This window comes from Massilia agri (genome assembly GCF_024753255.1).
GTDB classification, from domain to species: domain Bacteria; phylum Pseudomonadota; class Gammaproteobacteria; order Burkholderiales; family Burkholderiaceae_D; genus Telluria; species Telluria agri.
Map to the genome: position 1 here is coordinate 206,523 of NZ_JANUHA010000001.1, position 15,802 is coordinate 222,324.

Sequence of the window (15,802 nt, forward strand, 5' to 3'; positions counted from 1 at the left end):
CTATGGTTCATTCGCTACCAGATTATGGTCGAGCTTCGCCTCGGTTTTGGCGAAGGCCGGGCCGGCCGCGCACAGGCGCTGCACCTGGGCCGGATTGGGCCGGTCGACGTGGCCGTCCTCGTAGGCCAGCACCTGCAGGCCACCCTCGCGCGCCAGGCCCAGCAGCTCCTCCGGCGCCAGCAGGAAGGCCGGATTCGACGGCTTGCCGTAGATCTGGTTCCCTTGGGCGAAGGTTTCATAGATCAGGATGCCATCGGGCGCCAGGCTGCGCGCAAGGTCCGCGAACAGCGGGCGGTGCAGGTAGTTGGTGACCACGATCAGCGAAAAGCGCCCCGCTTCGAAGGGCCAGGCGGCGCCCTCGGCTTCCAGGTCGTGTTCCCACGTCTGCACATTGTCGCCCGCGAGCGGCGCCAGCAGCTCGGCGTTGCGATCCAGCGCCAGCACCCGCAGGCCGCGCGCGGCCAGGTAGCGCGTATGGCGGCCGCTGCCGCAAGCCAGGTCAAGGGCCTCGCCGCTGCTGACGAGCGGGGCGAACCGTGCGACCCACGGCGACACCGGCAGGTTCAACATGGGATTCATGTGAGCAGCAACGAGAACGGCGAGGCGAACAGCTGGATCAGGATGCGGCCCAGCTGCATCACCGGCATGACCCAGAACGACAGCAGGTTAAAGAACAGCAGGGCCAGCACGATGTAGAAGCCGTAGGGCTCGATGCGCGCGTATTTGTAAGCCAGGCGATTCGGCAGCACGCTGGTCAGCACCCGCCCGCCGTCCAGCGGTGGAATCGGCAGCAGGTTGAAGGCGAACATCAGCAGATTGGCGATGATGCCGGCCTGCGCCACCTTGTGCGGGAAGGCCTCGTCCACGTTCAGCGCCACCAGCAGGATGCCCAGGATCAGCCATCCCAGCGCCATGATGAAGTTCGCGCCGGGTCCGGCCAGGGCCACCCAGGCCATGTCGCGCTTCGGATTGCGCAGGCGGCCGAAATCGATCGGCACCGGCTTGGCGTAGCCGAACACGAAACCCGTTGTCAGGTAGAGGACCAGGGGAATGACGATGGTGCCGAACAGGTCGATGTGCACCAGGGGATTCAGGGTCATCCGCCCCGCGGCATAGGCGGTGTTGTCGCCGAAATAGCGGGCGACGTAGGCGTGGGCGGCTTCGTGCAGGGTAATCGCAAAAAGAACGGGGAGCGCGTAGACAGCGATGTTGCGTATCGTTTCATCCATACCGGGATTCTATCAGAGCCGATTGCCCGCAGTCTGTGCCTTCAGGCAAGCTTAAGGACAGCTTATCTGGCCCGCTTATAAGCCGAAGGCGGCCGGATCTCCCCTGCCCTCGCGCACCAGTTCCGGCGTGGGGCCGGTCAGGTCGACCACGGTGGTCGGCTCGAGCGTGCCGGCGCCGCCGTCGATGACGAGCTCGATCTGCTTGCCGAGGCGCTCGAACACCTCGTCCGGGTCGGACAGCATGTGGTCGTCGCCCGGCAGCTGCAGGGTGGTGCCGATCAGCGGTTCGCCCAGCTCCTCGATCAGGCCGAGCAGGATGCGGTTCTCGGGAACGCGCACGCCGATGGTCTTGCGCGAAGGGTGGGACAGGCGGCGCGGCACTTCGCGCGTCGCCTCCAGGATCACGGTGTACGGTCCCGGCATGGCGGCCTTCAGCAGGCGGTACTGGGCATTGTCGACGCGCGCGAAGTGGGCGATCTCGGACAGGTCGCGCACCAGGAGGGTCAGGTGATGCTTGTCGTCGACCCCACGGATGCGGCGCAGCTTCTCGACCGCGGCCTTGTCGTCCAGGCGGCAGACCAGGGCATAGGCCGAGTCGGTCGGCGCGGCGACGATGCCGCCGCTGCCGATGATCTGGGCGGCCTGCTTGAGCAGGCGCGACTGGGGATTCTCGTGGTGGATCTGGAAATGCTGGGCCATCGCAACCTTTCTTTACGCGCCTTGGCGCAGCGCCTGCAGCGCGGCAATGCGCTGCTCCATCGGCGGGTGGGTGGAGAACAGCGCGCCCCAGCCGCCACCGCTGCCCGAGATGCCGGAGGCGGCCATCGACGAAGGCAGCGCGCCGGGCACGAGGCCGCCGAGGCGGGCCAGCGCATGCTGCATCGGTACGGACGAGCCCAGCAGCCTGGCGGAACCGGCGTCGGCGCGGAATTCGCGCTGGCGCGAGAACCAGGCGACGATGATCGAGGCCAGGATACCGAACAGGATCTCGCAGACGAAGACGGTGATCATGTAGCCGATGCCGGGGCCGCGGTCTTCGCTGCGGAACAATACCTTATCCACAAAAAAACCGACCACGCGCGCCAGGAACACGACGAAAGTGTTGACCACGCCCTGGATCAGGGTGAGCGTGACCATGTCCCCATTGGCGATGTGCGCGACCTCGTGGCCGATCACGGCCTCGACCTCGTCCTGGTTCATGTTCGCGAGCAAGCCCGTGGACACGGCCACCAGGGCGGAATTCTTGAAAGCGCCGGTCGCGAAGGCGTTCGGCTCGCCATCGTAGACGGCCACTTCCGGCATGCCGATGCCGGCACGCTCGGACAGGCGGCGCACGGTGTCCACCAGCCAGCGCTCGGTGCTGTTGGTGGGCTGCTCGATGACGCGCGCGCCAGTGGACCACTTGGCCATGGGCTTGCTCATCAGGAGCGAGATGATGGATCCGGTGAAGCCGACCACCAGCGAGAACACGGCCAGCGCGCCGACGTTGATTCCTTCCCCCGTGACGGCACGGCCCACGCCGAGCAGGTTGAGCACGAGCGACACCACCAGCACGACGGCAAGGTTGGTGGCGAGGAACAACACGATACGTTTCATGGACGAGCCTCCTGGCAGATGAAAAACGATGTCAGGCTGCCAAGATAGGGATGAGATCGAAAAACTCAAGGACGTAGGGTGGACCGGGGCGCGTAGCCGGCTCTGCCGTGCGCGCGTTCAAACCGTGCAAGCGCAGAGGCAGCGTCTGTTCATGCGGGAGTCGAACGCGCGTTCGGCGAAGCGTGCTCCGGTCCACTGGACCGAACCACCCCTACCAATCGTGCCAGACCGGTGTCAAATTGCCCGGCAAGGGCGGCAGCTCCGCAAACTCGACGCGCGACTCGCCCGGCGCATGGAAATCGGTTCCGCGCGAAGCCAGGAAACCGTAGCGCCGCGCCTTCTCGGCATACTCGCCGTACTGGTCCGGCGTGTGGCTGCCGGTCACGACCTCGATGGCGGTGCCGCCCAGCTGGCGGAATTCGTCGAACAGCGCGCCTTCGGCCGTATCGCTGAAGGGATAGCGCCCCGGATGGGCGATCACGGGGATGCCGCCGGCGCCGCGGATCCAGCCGACCGCCTGCTCGAGCGTGGCCCAGCGGTGCGGCACATAACCCGGCTTGCCCTCGGTCAGGTATTTGCGGAACACCTCGGCCGGCGTGGCGCACACGCCGATCTCGACGAGATAGCGCGCGAAATGGGTGCGCGACATCAGGTCCGGGTTGCCGACGTAGCGCAGCGCGCCCTGGTAGGCGCCGGGGATGCCGGCGCTTTCCAGCTGGGCCGAGATTTCCATGGCGCGCGCCTGGCGGCCGTTGCGGGTCGCGGCCAGGCCCTCGATCAGGGCGCGGTTGTCTTCATCGATCTGCAGGCCGACGATGTGCACGGTCTCATTGGCCCAGGTGACGGAAATCTCGACGCCGGACACGAAGCGCATGCCGAGCTCGCCGGCCGCCTGGCGCGCGGCCTTGATGCCGCCGACTTCGTCGTGGTCGGTGAGCGCCCACACATCGACGCCGCTTTTACGGGCGTAGGCCGCCACCGCGGCGGGGGCGAGCACGCCGTCGGAGACGCTGGAATGGCAGTGGAGATCGACTTTCATGTGCGGCAGTTCGCAAAAGCAGTAGAGCGGAACATGGCATTGTACGCGTCAATGGCCTGTTCCGCTTCCCGCGGGCCGCGGTGGAAGAATCCTAGTTGGATTGCAGCATCGAGCGCACCGTCGCCTCCTTCGCCAGCACGTAGTCGTGGCCGGCAAGCACGAGGTTGGTGGTCGGCTGGATCACCTTGATGTTCACGAACACGGCTTCGCGGGTTTCGGCATAGGAGCCGACCACGACCGCCTGGGCATTGTGGGTGTGCGCCACGTCGCCGATCTCGCGCGTGAGCATGAGTTCGCCCTGGCCGCGCTTGAGGTAGACGCTGTTGCGCAGTTTCATTTCCAGCATCTTCATGCCGCCCTGGGCGAGGCGGGTAGACAGCTGCTCGGATACCAGGCGGCCCAGCATCGAGGTCTGCTCCAGCGCGTCGATGTTGACGATGGTGGCCATGATCAGGGGCTTCTCGTCAGACAGCTTGCCACGCAGCTGCAGCGCCAGTGCATCGGCGGCGCGGTAATTGGCGGCGACGAAGGCGTTCGCCGAGACCGAGGTGTAATCGGTGTCCGCCTGCTGGGTCGAGCAGGCGCCCAGCAGCAGCGGCAGGGCCAGGAAGGCGGCGCGGATAAGCGGGGATCGCATCATTGGGCTCAATAGTTGCGGACCGCGAAGGTCTTCGATGGCTGGAAGGCGGCGTCGTACAGGGCGCGGTCGGAGTCGACCGTGTAGTACACCATGGTGCTGCGCGCGTAGTAGCGCGAATCGTCGGCCAGCGAGAGGTTGACGATGATCTCGGTCCTGGGCGTGTCGCCGGTGGCGAACTGCGAGCGGAACCAGGTGTAGGCATCGTGGCCGGCGATCGCGACCGTGGCCAGCCATTCGACGGTATGGTCGACGCCGGTCAGCACCCAGGCGCCGGCCACCAGGGCGGTGCGCTCGCCCGCGAACTTGTATTGCGGACGCTTGGGCGAGAAGGCCACCACCTGGGTGTCGAGCTCGATGCGCAGCGCGTTCGCGTCCGGCACCTTGACCACGGCATAGCCCTGATTGACGAGGGCCGTGACCAGGTGGGAGCTGACGCCCTGGGCGAAAGCGCTCGACTGCTGCGATGTCACGTAGAGCGGACGCTTGGCGTTCACCTTGAGCGAAGGCGCCAGCTGGCCCGCCATGTGGCGCGCGATGACGCCCCAGTGGGCGGCCGCCTGCAGCTTGTCCTGCTGGGTGCTCGGAAAATTGGTGGCCACCGGGGCCGGGCTGTAGGGGACGGCGCAGCCTGCCGTCAGCAGGGCGCCCAGAAGCGCGAGGCCGGCTCGAAATCGCATGAAGATGAAGGTCCTGTCAGTCTGTCTCGATGGCGCCGGAACGGCGCGGGTTCGGGATGGGACTGTAGCACAGGAGTTTCCCTACAGCAATTACGCCATATGGCTGTGATGGCTGCCAACAACGCTCGAGGCTCAGCCTGGGACCTCGGCGTCAAGCAGGAAGGCTTCGATCATGGCCGCCAGCAACTCCGGCTGGTCATGATGCAACATGTGCCCGGCGCCCGGCATCATGCGCGCCGTCACCTTCGCCAGGTGCTCGCGGCGGCGGTCGATTTCCGCCCTCGCCTGCTCCTTCGGCCCCATCCAGCGCCACATTTCCGTTTCTTCCGCCTCGACCCACAGCACCGGCGCCGTGATCTGGGTCCAGCAGGCCAGCACCTCGTCCGCATGGTAGAGCAGCGGCCCGGTCATCTTGTGGGCCGGGTCGCCCAGGATGCGCCACTGGCCGTCGGCGTCCCTGGCAGACCAGTGCCCGGCCAGGAAAGCGGCGCGTTCGCCGGACAGGCGCGGGTTGGTCTTCTGCAGGCGGCCGGCCACCTCCTCCAGGCTGGCGTAGCCGCGCATCTCGGGCTTGGCGCGCAGTTCGTCCAGCCATTTGGCGTAGCGGCCCGGGGCCTGCGAAGGGCGCGTGGCCGGCAGGCCGAAGCCCTCCAGGTTGATGAGCTTCGCGATGCGCGCCGGACGGATGCCCGCGTACAGGCTGACGATATTGCCGCCCATGCTGTGCCCCAGCAGGTTCACAGCCTCGCCCGGCGCGTAATGGTCGAGCACGGCTTCGAGGTCGGCCAGGTAGTCGGGGAACCAGTAGGTGTCGCCATGGGTGCGCTCGCTCAGGCCGAAGCCGCGCCAGTCGAAGGCGATCACGTGCCAGTCGCCCTTGAGCGCGTCGACCACGAACTGGAAGGAAGCCGCCACGTCCATCCAGCCATGCTGCATGAAGATCTTCGGCGCACCCTCGCGGCCCCAGTGGCGCACGTGGCACTTCAGGCCGCGAATGGCCAGGAATTCGGAACGGGAGGCTTGCATGGCTTCTCAATAAAAGAACGATCGTTCGCATTATACGGCGTCGAACTTGATTTCGCACGGGATGCCCCCATTTGCTGGCGACCGGACGATGGCGGACGCAGGGTTTACAATAGCGGCATTTCAACCTTCCGCGAGCACATCCATGGCGATTTACCAGCTGGGCGAGCATGCGCCCGAGATCGACGCTTCAAGCTTCGTGGCCGACTCGGCTACCCTGATCGGCAAGGTCACGCTCGAGGCCAACGCTTCGGTGTGGTACGGCGCCACGCTGCGCGGCGACAACGAACGCATCACCATCGGCGAGAACAGCAATGTGCAGGAAGGCACGGTGATGCATACCGACATGGGCTTTCCCCTCACCCTTGGCAAGAACGTGACGGTCGGCCACCAGGCCATGCTGCATGGCTGCACGGTCGGCGATGGCTCGCTGATCGGCATCCAGGCCGTGATCCTGAACGGCGCGAAGATCGGCAAGGGCTGCCTGGTGGGCGCCGGCGCCCTGGTTACCGAAGGCAAGGAGTTCCCGGACGGTTCGCTGATCCTGGGTTCGCCTGCCAAGGTCGTGCGCACCCTGACGGAAGAAGACATGCTGCGCCTGCAGGCCAGCGCCGCGAGCTATGTGGCGCGCGGCCAGCTGTTCAAGGCGCAGCTCAAGCAAATCGGATAAGACAATGACTGAAGCAATGACCACCCCGCGCGACACCCTGCAAAAATTCATCTTCGACAACGCCGCCGTACGCGGCGAGCTGATCGAGATTTCCGACACCTGGCGCGAGATCCAGGCGCGCCACGCCTACCCGAAGGCGGTGCGCGCGGCGCTCGGCGAGATGGTCGCGGCCAGCGCCCTGCTCTCGGCCAACCTGAAGTTCAACGGTGCCATCGTGATGCAGATCTTCGGCGACGGCCCGGTGCGCCTGCTGGTGGTCGAATGCGACGCCCAGCTGCGCATCCGCGCCACGGCCAAGCTCGCCCCGGACGCCGAGATTCCCGAGACCGCCTCGCTGACCGACATGTTCAATGTAAACGGCAAGGGCCGCTTCGTGATCACCCTCGACCCGGCCGACAAGGTGCCGGGCCAGCAGCCCTACCAGGGCGTGGTGCCCCTGATCGGCGAGGACATGGCGACCGTCATCGAGAACTACATGCTGCGTTCCGAGCAGATGGACACGCGCCTGTGGCTGGCGGCCGACGACAGCGTCTCGCGCGGCCTGCTGCTGCAGAAGCTCCCGCGCCACAGCGGCAAGGACGACCAGCAGAAGCAGGCCTCGGAAGCGGAAGACCTGGAGACCTGGAACCGCGCCGTGATGCTGGGCCAGACCCTGAAACGCGACGAACTCCTGGCCACCTCCATCGAAACCCTGCTCAAGCGCCTGTTCTGGGAAGAGACCATCCGCGTCTTCGACCCGCAGCACCCGCAGTTCCACTGCAGCTGCACGCGCGAAAAGGTCGGCAACATGCTCAAGATGCTGGGCCAGCCGGAAGTCGAGTCGGCGCTGGCCGACCTGGGCGAACTGGGCATCAACTGCGACTTCTGCGGCAAGCACTACGCCTTCGACAAGGTCGACTGCGCCCAGCTGTTCGCCAGCGACACCCCGGTGGAAACCATGATGCCGGCCAGCGGCAGCATCCAGTAAGGACCAGACGACGATGCGCGACACGCCCCGTAGCCAGTTCCCCCACTTCCTCGCGATTCCCACGCGCTGGATGGACAACGACAGCTACGGGTATGTCAACAACGTCAACTATTACAGCTTCTTCGACACGGCGGTCAACCGCCACCTGATCGAGCAAGGGGGGCTGGACATCCACCAGGGCGGTGTGGTCGGCCTGGTGGTGGAAACCGGCTGCCAGTATTTCAGCTCGATCTCCTTCCCCGATACCGTGCATGCCGGCGTGCGCGTGGCGAAGCTCGGCAACTCGAGCGTGCGCTACGAGATCGCGCTGTACCGCAACGACGATCCCCTGCCCTCGGCCGCCGGCCACTTCACGCACGTCTACGTGGACCGCGCCACCAACCGGCCGACGCCGATTCCCGCCGCGACGCGCGCCGTCCTGGAGAAGGTTTTGTAGGGTGGGTCCGGGCGGCCCCGCGGTCCCCGCCCACCCTGCAAACCGATCCGGCCATGTCATGGCGTGGCGGCAGGTTCGGGCTCCGCGAAGGTGTACACGATCAGCGCATCGTTGTCCCAGCTCTTGTCGCGCAGCGGCGTCTGGAACACATGGCCGTTGTCACGCAGCGGCAGGCCGGACTTGCGGTCTCCGGAAACCACCACGGCCGAGAGCAGGCGCTGCGGCGCGCGATACAGGTAGGCCGTCATCGGCAGGTTGCAGATGCCGCCTGCGGCTACCGCGCCGGCGCGGTACATCAAGGGAATCTCTTCCTTGCGCACCGCCGCCCGGACCTCGCACTCCAGGCGCAGGTCGCCCAGCCGGCGCGCGTTCGCCGGCACGCCGGGCGTGTTCACGCGCGGACGCCAGCGGAACTGTTCCTTCTTGCGGTTCAGGATCAGGTCCGCATTGTCCGACAGCGCTTCCTGGCTGCGCGGCAGCACGAAGGTAGCGTCCTTGTCGAGCGGCAGCGCGATATCGACCGTGTTGCCGGCAAGGCGCAGCTGCAGGCCCTCGGCGTTCGCCATCTTACCGTCCCTTGTCCATAGCTCGAAACGCAGGCTGGCCTGGGGCGCCAGGCGCGCGCGCTTTTCATCCCACACGTCCAGGCCGCGCACCATGTGCCGGTAGGGCTGCAGCTCGGGGTCCTTGATGCTGCTGACCTGAACCTGTTCAGCAGGGGTGTCCTGGATTGCCGCGTCCTGGGCGAAGGCGGGAGCGGCCATCGTCAGCAGGACGGCCATGATCGACAAGGGTTTCATGCGTCTCCAATCAGGATTTCGATCCGTGGATTGTAAAGACTTCCATGGACCGAAAATGCGCACATCGTCACGACCCGCTGATGAACCGGGACACTCGAAATACGCGTTTTTTTCAGCGGTGATAAGCTGATGCATCTTTGACAGTGTTGTCGATTTATACAAACACTGCAGTACTCACCACAGGAGAAATGCGATGCACATGGATACTGGAATCAGCACCGAAGACCGTGCCAAGATCGTCGAATCCCTCTCGACGGTACTGGCCGATGCTTACATGCTTTACCTGAAAACCCACAACTTCCACTGGAACGTGACCGGCCCGCTGTTTTCGAGCCTGCACGTGATGTTCGAGGAACAGTACACCGAACAGTGGAATGCGCTGGACGAAATCGCCGAGCGCATCCGCGCCCTGGGCCACTTCGCGCCGGCCACGTACAAGCGCTATGCCGAGCTGTCGAGCATCAAGGAAGAGCCGGAAGTGCTCTCCTCCAAGGACATGCTGCGCCAGCTGGTCGACGGCAACGAGACCCTGATCCGCACCCTGCGCGCGGGCGTCAAGGTTGCCGACGAGCTGGAAGACTATCCGACCGCCGACATGCTGACCACCCGCATGGAAGTACACGAGAAGAATGCCTGGATGCTGCGCTCCTTCCTGGAGCAGGGCGCCGGCGCGCAACAGGGCGACGCTTCGTCGGACTGAGCGGCGAAGGCCCCAATGAAAAACGCGCCGGAAGGCGCGTTTTTCATTGAGCGGAAGGACGTTTCAGCCCCGCCCTCCCGACATGTGCAGGTCGACCACCTTCATGATCTCGAGGGTGAGGTCGAGGTTGAACTCCTCGGCCATCAATGCCGCCTGCAGTTCCTCGCGCGGCATGCCGACGCTTGCCGCCAGTTCGCCCAGGCCCGGCGCCTGGGCCACGGCCCTCATGGCCGCCGAGATGGCGGCGCCATCGCCGTCCTCGAAGGCATCGGCCAGCAGATCGGCGATCGCGTCGAGCGAATCGAGTCCGCCCTGGTTCCTGGTTGCGCTCATGATGTTCCGTGATTCCGTGACGCCGCTCAGTGCGTCACCTTCTGCTTGTCCTTGTTCTTCGGCTCGGGTGGTGGCGGCGGCACGGTCATCGAGACCACGGGCTGCTCGTCCTTGCGCAGCACCTGCACGAAGATTTCGTTCTGCTTGATCATGCCCAGATCGAAGCGCGCGCGCTCCTCGACCGCCCCCAAACCGTCGCGCAGGTCGCGCACTTCCGATTCGAGCATGGCGTTGCGCGCCTTGAGCTGTTCGGTCTTGAGGCGGGTCGCCTCGACCTGGTCGCGCATGTCGGCGACCAGCAGCCAGCTGCCCTTGCCCAGCCACAGGGGGTACTGGATCAGGATCAGCAGGGCGGCGAGCGCAATGGTGATGAGTCGCATGACGGAGACGAAAAGACCGGCCTTGAACAGCGAGGCCGGTCGGCTTTACATTACTTCAGGTTGTAGAAGGCGTCGCGGCCCGGGTAGCTGGCGACGTCGCCCAGGTCTTCCTCGATGCGCAGCAGCTGGTTGTACTTGGCCATGCGGTCCGAACGCGACATCGAGCCGGTCTTGATCTGCAGGGCGTTCAGGCCCACGGCGATGTCGGCGATGGTCGAATCCTCGGTCTCGCCCGAACGGTGCGAGATCACGGCGGTGTAGCCGGCGCGCTTGGCCATCTCGATGGCGGCGAAGGTCTCGGTCAGGGTGCCGATCTGGTTGATCTTGATGAGGATCGAATTGGCGATGCCCTTCTGGATACCCTCTTTCAGGATCTTGGTGTTGGTGACGAACAGGTCGTCGCCCACCAGCTGGACCTTCTTGCCCAGGGCGGCGGTCAGGGTCGCCCAGCCTTCCCAGTCGCCTTCGGCCATGGCGTCCTCGATCGAGATGATCGGGTACTTGTCGCACCAGGTGGCCAGCATATTGGTGAAGTCGGTCGCCGACAGCGACAGGCCCTCGCCTTCCAGGACGTACTTGCCGTCCTTGTGGAACTCGCTCGCGGCGCAGTCCAGGCCGATCGCGATCTGCGGACCGGCGACGTAGCCGGCCTTCTCGATCGCCTGCATGATCAGCTGGATCGCTTCCTCGTGGCTGCCGACGTTCGGCGCGAAGCCGCCTTCGTCGCCCACCGAGGTGGCCAGGCCCTTGTCGTGCAGGATCTTCTTCAGCGAATGGAACACTTCGGCGCCCCAGCGGATCGCTTCCTTGAAGCTCGGCGCGCCGACCGGGATGATCATGAATTCCTGGATGTCCAGGTTGTTGTCCGCGTGCGCGCCGCCGTTGATGACGTTCATCATCGGCACCGGCATCTGCATCGCGCCCGAACCGCCGAAGTAGCGGTACAGCGGCAGGCCGGCTTCCTCGGCCGCGGCCTTGGCCACCGCCATCGAGACCGCCAGCATGGCGTTCGCGCCCAGGCGGCTCTTATTCTCGGTGCCGTCGAGGTCGATCAGGGTACGGTCCAGGAAAGCCTGTTCATTGGCGTCCAGGCCCATGATCGCTTCGGAGATCTCGGTGTTGATATTCTCGCAGGCCTGCAGCACGCCCTTGCCGAAATAGCGGGACGGATCGCCGTCGCGCAGTTCGATCGCTTCGCGCGAACCGGTCGAGGCGCCCGAGGGCACGGCGGCGCGGCCCATCACGCCCGACTCCAGCAGCACGTCGCACTCGACGGTCGGATTGCCGCGCGAGTCAATGATTTCACGGCCGATAATATCAACGATGGCACTCATGTTCTACAGTCTCCGGAAGTAAAAAGTCAGTGTATTCGGGTACGCGCACGCGCCCCAGCCGCAGGGCGCGCGCGGCTGTTGGTGCAGTTACTTGAAGTCGGCTTCGAGGAAACCGGTCTTCTTGACGATGCGGTCGATCTCGACCAGGGTCGTAAGCAGTTCCTTCATGCGGCCGAGCGGCACGGCGTTCGGGCCGTCCGACAGGGCGTTGGCCGGGTCCGGATGGGTTTCCATGAACAGGCCCGAGACGCCGGCGGCAACCGCCGCGCGCGACAGCACCGGCACGTGTTCGCGCTGGCCGCCGGACGAGGTGCCCTGGCCGCCCGGCAGCTGCACCGAGTGGGTCGCGTCGAACACCACCGGGCAGTTCGATTCGCGCATGATGGCGAGCGAACGCATGTCCGACACCAGGTTGTTGTAGCCGAAGGAGGCGCCGCGCTCGCAGGCCATGAAGTTATCTTCCGGCAGGCCGGCTTCGCGTGCGGCGGCGCGCGCCTTGTCGATCACGTTCTTCATGTCGCCCGGCGCCAGGAACTGGCCCTTCTTGATGTTGACCGGCTTGCCCGAACGCGCGCAGGCGTTGATGAAGTCGGTCTGGCGGCACAGGAAGGCCGGGGTCTGCAGCACGTCGACGACGCTGGCCACTTCCGGGATCATTTCTTCGTCGTGGACGTCGGTCAGGACCGGCACGCCGAGCTGCTTGCGCACGTCGGCGAGGATCTCCAGGCCCTTCTCGCGACCCGGGCCGCGGAAGGATTTGCCGGACGAGCGGTTGGCCTTGTCGAACGACGATTTGTAGATGAAGGGAATGCCCAGGCTACTGGTGATTTCCTTCAGGGTGCCGGCGGTGTCGAGCGCCATCTGGCGGGATTCGATCACGCAGGTACCTGCGATCAGGAAGATCGGCTTGTCAAGGCCGACCTCAAAACCGGCGAGTTTCATGCTGCGTCTCCTTGCAATGCAGATGCCGAGTTGGCTGCGACATTCGTGTTGGCGGCCTGGTGCTTCAAGGCCGCCTGGATGAACGAGGTGAACAGCGGGTGGCCGTTACGCGGGGTCGACTTGAACTCCGGGTGGAACTGCACGCCGATGTAGAAGGGGTGGACGTCGCGCGGGAGTTCCATGATCTCCAGCAGGTCTTCGTTCGGGGTACGCGCCGACACCACCAGGCCCGCCGCTTCGATCTTCGGCAGGTAGTAGTTGTTGCCTTCGTAGCGGTGGCGGTGGCGCTCGGTCACGACATTGCCGTAGATCTCGGCGGCCAGCGTGCCCGGGTTCACCGCGCAGGTCTGGGCGCCCAGGCGCATGGTGCCGCCCAGGTCCGAGTTGACGTCGCGCTTCTCGACCTTGCCGTCATGGTTCTGCCACTCGGTGATGAGGGCGACCACCGGCTGGTCGGTTTCCGGATCGAATTCGGTCGAGTTCGCGTTCGGCAGGCCGGCCACGTGGCGCGCGTATTCGATCAGCGCGACCTGCATGCCCAGGCAGATGCCCAGGTAGGGGATCTTGTTCTCGCGGGCGTAGCGGGCAGCTTGAATCTTGCCTTCCACGCCGCGCTTGCCGAAGCCGCCCGGCACCAGGATGGCGTCGTACTTGGCCAGATGATCGCAACCCTTGCTTTCAATCTCTTCCGAGTCGAGGTATTCGATGTTGACGCGGCTCTCGGTGTGGATGCCGGCGTGGCGCAGCGCCTCGGTCAGCGACTTGTACGACTCGATCAGGTCGACGTACTTGCCCACCATGCCGATGGTGATTTCGTGCTTCGGGTTTTCCAGGGTGTGGATCAGCCTGGTCCACATCGACAGGTCGGCCTTCGGTGCTTCCAGGCCGAGCGCTTCGAGGATGATGTCGTCCAGGCCCTGGTCGCACAGCACCTGCGGCACCTTGTAGATGGTGTCCACGTCCCACACGGAGATGACGGCCTGCTCTTCCACGTTGGCGAACAGCGAGATCTTGGCGCGCTCGTCGTCCGGGATGCGGCGGTCGGCGCGGCACAGCAGCGCGTTCGGCGAAATACCGATCTCGCGCAGCTTCTGCACCGAGTGCTGGGTCGGCTTGGTCTTGAGTTCGCCGGCCGATGCGATGTAAGGCACCAGGGTCAGGTGCACGAAGGCGGCGCCCTTGCGGCCCGAGCGCAGCGACAGCTGGCGCGCGGCTTCCAGGAAGGGCAGCGATTCGATGTCGCCGACGGTACCGCCGATCTCGACCAGCGCCACGTCCACGCCTTCGGCGCCGCGGCGGATGTAGTCCTGGATCTCGTTGGTGATGTGCGGGATCACCTGCACGGTCTTGCCGAGATACTCGCCACGGCGCTCCTTGCGAATCACGGATTCGTAGATCTGGCCGGTGGTGAAGTTGTTCACCTTCTTCATGCGGGTGCTGATGAAGCGCTCGTAGTGGCCCAGGTCCAGGTCGGTCTCGGCGCCGTCGTCGGTGACGAACACTTCGCCGTGCTGGGTAGGACTCATGGTGCCCGGGTCCACGTTGATGTACGGGTCGAGCTTGAGCATGGTGACTTTGAGGCCGCGCGATTCGAGGATCGCGGCTAGGGAAGCGGCCGCGATCCCCTTGCCCAGGGAAGACACGACGCCGCCAGTGACGAATACGAATTTGGTCATTTGTACTGAAGGTGCCGAATGGCACGCGCGGGAAATAGAAATTATACCTTAAACGGCGCAAATACTCCCGGCCGCCCGGCCAAATCGTGATAAAAGCGTCCATCTGGCGGAAAGTACGCCGCTGTCTCCCCAATAGCAGAGCCGGCCCCGACTTCACTCTATGCCTGGCAAATTGACCGCCGGGTGGGGGCGCATCCTATACTGCGATTTTTTGTGGCGCCGCCATGCATACACTCATCGACCAGCCCGCCGACGCCATCGTCGCTCCACCGGATCCCGGACCGCGCACCCTGGCCCTCTCCTTCACCGGCGACGGCCGCGAGTACTTCCGCATCTGGGTGGTCAACCTGCTGCTCTCGCTGGCCACGCTCGGCATCTACTCGGCCTGGGCCAAGGTCCGGCGCCTGCAGTATTTCGATCGCAACACCATTCTCGCCGGCGCCACCTTCGATTTCCACGGCAACCCACGGGCAGTGCTGGTCGGGCGCCTGCTCTCGGTCGTGCTGCTGGGCGCCTACCACTACGCCTTCGGTTTCTCGACCGCCTTTGGCCTGGCCGTCATCCTCGGCCTGCTGGCGGCCTTCCCCTACCTGATGCGCGGCGCCCTGCGCTTTCGCCTCGGGAACACCAGCTACCGCGGCCTGTGGCTGGGCTTCGACGGTTCCATCACCCAGGCCTACCTTGCCTGGCTGCCACCGGCCCTGGTCTTCCTGCTGCCGGGCGTGCTGCTCGCGCTCTATCCGGAGCGCCCGGAACTGGCGGCGCTGCCGCTGCCCTTCTACCTGGCCTGGCCGCTGATGCACGCCCAGCTGCGCCGCTTCCAGCATGCCCACCTGCTGCTGGGCGACCAGCATTCCAGCTACGCGGTCAAGGCGCGCAGCTTCTACAAGCCATATCTTGTCGCAGGCTCGCTGGGAATCGCTGTGGTGATGACGGCTGGCATCCTGGTCGGCGTCGCCGGGGCGATGATCGCAGGCCCGCGCCAGGCCGGCATGGTCGCCGGCCTGCTGACCGCCGTCATCACGGTGTACGTCATGTACCTGCTGGCCGGACCCTATATGGTGGTGCGGATCTCGAACCTCGCCTGGTCGAACACCACCTTCCCCGGCGTGCGCATCCGCTCCACCCTGCCGGCGCGCGCCTTCATGAAGCTGCAAACGAAGAACGTGCTGCTCACCCTGCTCACCCTGGGCCTGTACCGCCCCTTCGCGGTGGTGAGCGTCTACCGCTTCCGCCTCGCCCACGTGGAAATCGAGGTCGACGGCGACATCGAAGCCTTCGCCACCCACGTCGCGAAACGCGGCGGCGCGGCCGGCGACGGCGCCGCCGACGGTTTTGGCATCGACCTTTCCTGGTAAGG

The 15,802-nt window shown here is 65.3% G+C and carries 19 protein-coding genes; 5 read left to right on the plus strand and 14 right to left on the minus strand.

Annotated elements, in window-relative coordinates; translation table 11 throughout:
- The 8 genes from NX780_RS00940 to NX780_RS00975 form a co-directional block, all read right to left on the minus strand.
- On the minus strand, positions 1-579 hold the full coding sequence (locus NX780_RS00940) for a class I SAM-dependent methyltransferase (protein ID WP_258825992.1): 579 nt from the start codon (positions 577-579) through the stop codon (positions 1-3).
- Positions 576-1,229, minus strand: coding sequence for a site-2 protease family protein (locus NX780_RS00945; protein WP_258825993.1), 654 nt, complete (start codon positions 1,227-1,229; stop codon positions 576-578). Before NX780_RS00945 ends, NX780_RS00940 begins: the two co-directional genes overlap by 4 nt.
- Positions 1,230-1,304: 75 nt before the next feature.
- Positions 1,305-1,928 (minus strand): L-threonylcarbamoyladenylate synthase, encoded by a 624-nt coding sequence (locus NX780_RS00950; RefSeq protein WP_258825994.1) that lies wholly within the window; start codon positions 1,926-1,928, stop codon positions 1,305-1,307.
- Between the two features lie 12 nt (positions 1,929-1,940).
- Positions 1,941-2,825: a protease HtpX gene (htpX, locus tag NX780_RS00955; protein WP_258825995.1), complete on the minus strand. Its 885-nt coding sequence runs from the start codon at positions 2,823-2,825 to the stop codon at positions 1,941-1,943.
- A gap of 211 nt (positions 2,826-3,036) precedes the next feature.
- Positions 3,037-3,864 carry a 3',5'-nucleoside bisphosphate phosphatase gene (locus tag NX780_RS00960; protein WP_258825996.1) on the minus strand — a complete coding sequence of 276 codons (828 nt, stop codon included), beginning with the start codon at positions 3,862-3,864 and terminating at the stop codon, positions 3,037-3,039.
- A 91-nt stretch (positions 3,865-3,955) separates the two neighbouring features.
- Positions 3,956-4,501 (minus strand): FlgO family outer membrane protein, encoded by a 546-nt coding sequence (locus NX780_RS00965; RefSeq protein ID WP_258825997.1) that lies wholly within the window; start codon positions 4,499-4,501, stop codon positions 3,956-3,958.
- An 8-nt stretch (positions 4,502-4,509) separates the two neighbouring features.
- Complete coding sequence (locus NX780_RS00970) at positions 4,510-5,181, minus strand: hypothetical protein (protein ID WP_258825998.1); 672 nt, start codon at positions 5,179-5,181, stop codon at positions 4,510-4,512.
- Between the two features lie 132 nt (positions 5,182-5,313).
- Positions 5,314-6,207, minus strand: a complete 894-nt coding sequence (locus tag NX780_RS00975) for an alpha/beta fold hydrolase (protein ID WP_258825999.1) — start codon at positions 6,205-6,207, stop codon at positions 5,314-5,316.
- 142 nt (positions 6,208-6,349) lie between these two features.
- Here NX780_RS00975 and NX780_RS00980 point away from each other — a divergent pair, with 142 nt between their 5' ends.
- From NX780_RS00980 to NX780_RS00990, 3 genes are read left to right on the plus strand one after another with little or no spacing between them, the layout of a single operon-like run.
- Positions 6,350-6,874, plus strand: coding sequence for a gamma carbonic anhydrase family protein (locus NX780_RS00980; protein WP_258826000.1), 525 nt, complete (start codon positions 6,350-6,352; stop codon positions 6,872-6,874).
- Between the two features lie 4 nt (positions 6,875-6,878).
- Positions 6,879-7,841: an Hsp33 family molecular chaperone HslO gene (gene hslO / locus NX780_RS00985; RefSeq protein WP_258826001.1), complete on the plus strand. Its 963-nt coding sequence runs from the start codon at positions 6,879-6,881 to the stop codon at positions 7,839-7,841.
- A gap of 13 nt (positions 7,842-7,854) precedes the next feature.
- Positions 7,855-8,277 (plus strand): acyl-CoA thioesterase, encoded by a 423-nt coding sequence (locus NX780_RS00990; RefSeq protein ID WP_258826002.1) that lies wholly within the window; start codon positions 7,855-7,857, stop codon positions 8,275-8,277.
- Between the two features lie 56 nt (positions 8,278-8,333).
- On the opposite strand, the gene NX780_RS00995 is transcribed toward NX780_RS00990, so the two are convergent.
- Positions 8,334-9,077, minus strand: coding sequence for a hypothetical protein (locus tag NX780_RS00995; protein WP_258826003.1), 744 nt, complete (start codon positions 9,075-9,077; stop codon positions 8,334-8,336).
- A 193-nt stretch (positions 9,078-9,270) separates the two neighbouring features.
- Here NX780_RS00995 and NX780_RS01000 point away from each other — a divergent pair, with 193 nt between their 5' ends.
- Positions 9,271-9,777 carry a Dps family protein gene (locus NX780_RS01000; RefSeq protein WP_258826004.1) on the plus strand — a complete coding sequence of 169 codons (507 nt, stop codon included), beginning with the start codon at positions 9,271-9,273 and terminating at the stop codon, positions 9,775-9,777.
- Positions 9,778-9,840: 63 nt separating this feature from the next.
- On the opposite strand, the gene NX780_RS01005 is transcribed toward NX780_RS01000, so the two are convergent.
- The 5 genes from NX780_RS01005 to pyrG form a co-directional block, all read right to left on the minus strand.
- The gene (locus NX780_RS01005) at positions 9,841-10,110 is read right to left on the minus strand and encodes a helix-turn-helix domain-containing transcriptional regulator (protein ID WP_258826005.1); all 270 of its coding nucleotides are present in this window, start codon (positions 10,108-10,110) and stop codon (positions 9,841-9,843) included.
- Positions 10,111-10,136: 26 nt separating this feature from the next.
- Positions 10,137-10,490, minus strand: coding sequence for a cell division protein FtsB (gene ftsB / locus NX780_RS01010; RefSeq protein ID WP_258826006.1), 354 nt, complete (start codon positions 10,488-10,490; stop codon positions 10,137-10,139).
- A gap of 50 nt (positions 10,491-10,540) precedes the next feature.
- A complete protein-coding gene (gene eno, locus NX780_RS01015) occupies positions 10,541-11,824 on the minus strand; it encodes a phosphopyruvate hydratase (protein ID WP_258826007.1) in 1,284 nt (427 codons plus the stop codon).
- Between the two features lie 87 nt (positions 11,825-11,911).
- Entirely contained in the window at positions 11,912-12,766 is an 855-nt protein-coding gene (gene kdsA, locus NX780_RS01020; protein WP_258826008.1) for a 3-deoxy-8-phosphooctulonate synthase, read from the minus strand.
- Positions 12,763-14,442, minus strand: a complete 1,680-nt coding sequence (pyrG, locus tag NX780_RS01025; protein ID WP_258826009.1) for a CTP synthase — start codon at positions 14,440-14,442, stop codon at positions 12,763-12,765. Before pyrG ends, kdsA begins: the two co-directional genes overlap by 4 nt.
- 224 nt (positions 14,443-14,666) lie before the next feature.
- Here pyrG and NX780_RS01030 point away from each other — a divergent pair, with 224 nt between their 5' ends.
- Entirely contained in the window at positions 14,667-15,800 is a 1,134-nt protein-coding gene (locus NX780_RS01030; protein WP_258826010.1) for a YjgN family protein, read from the plus strand.
- Positions 15,801-15,802: the final 2 nt, after the last annotated feature.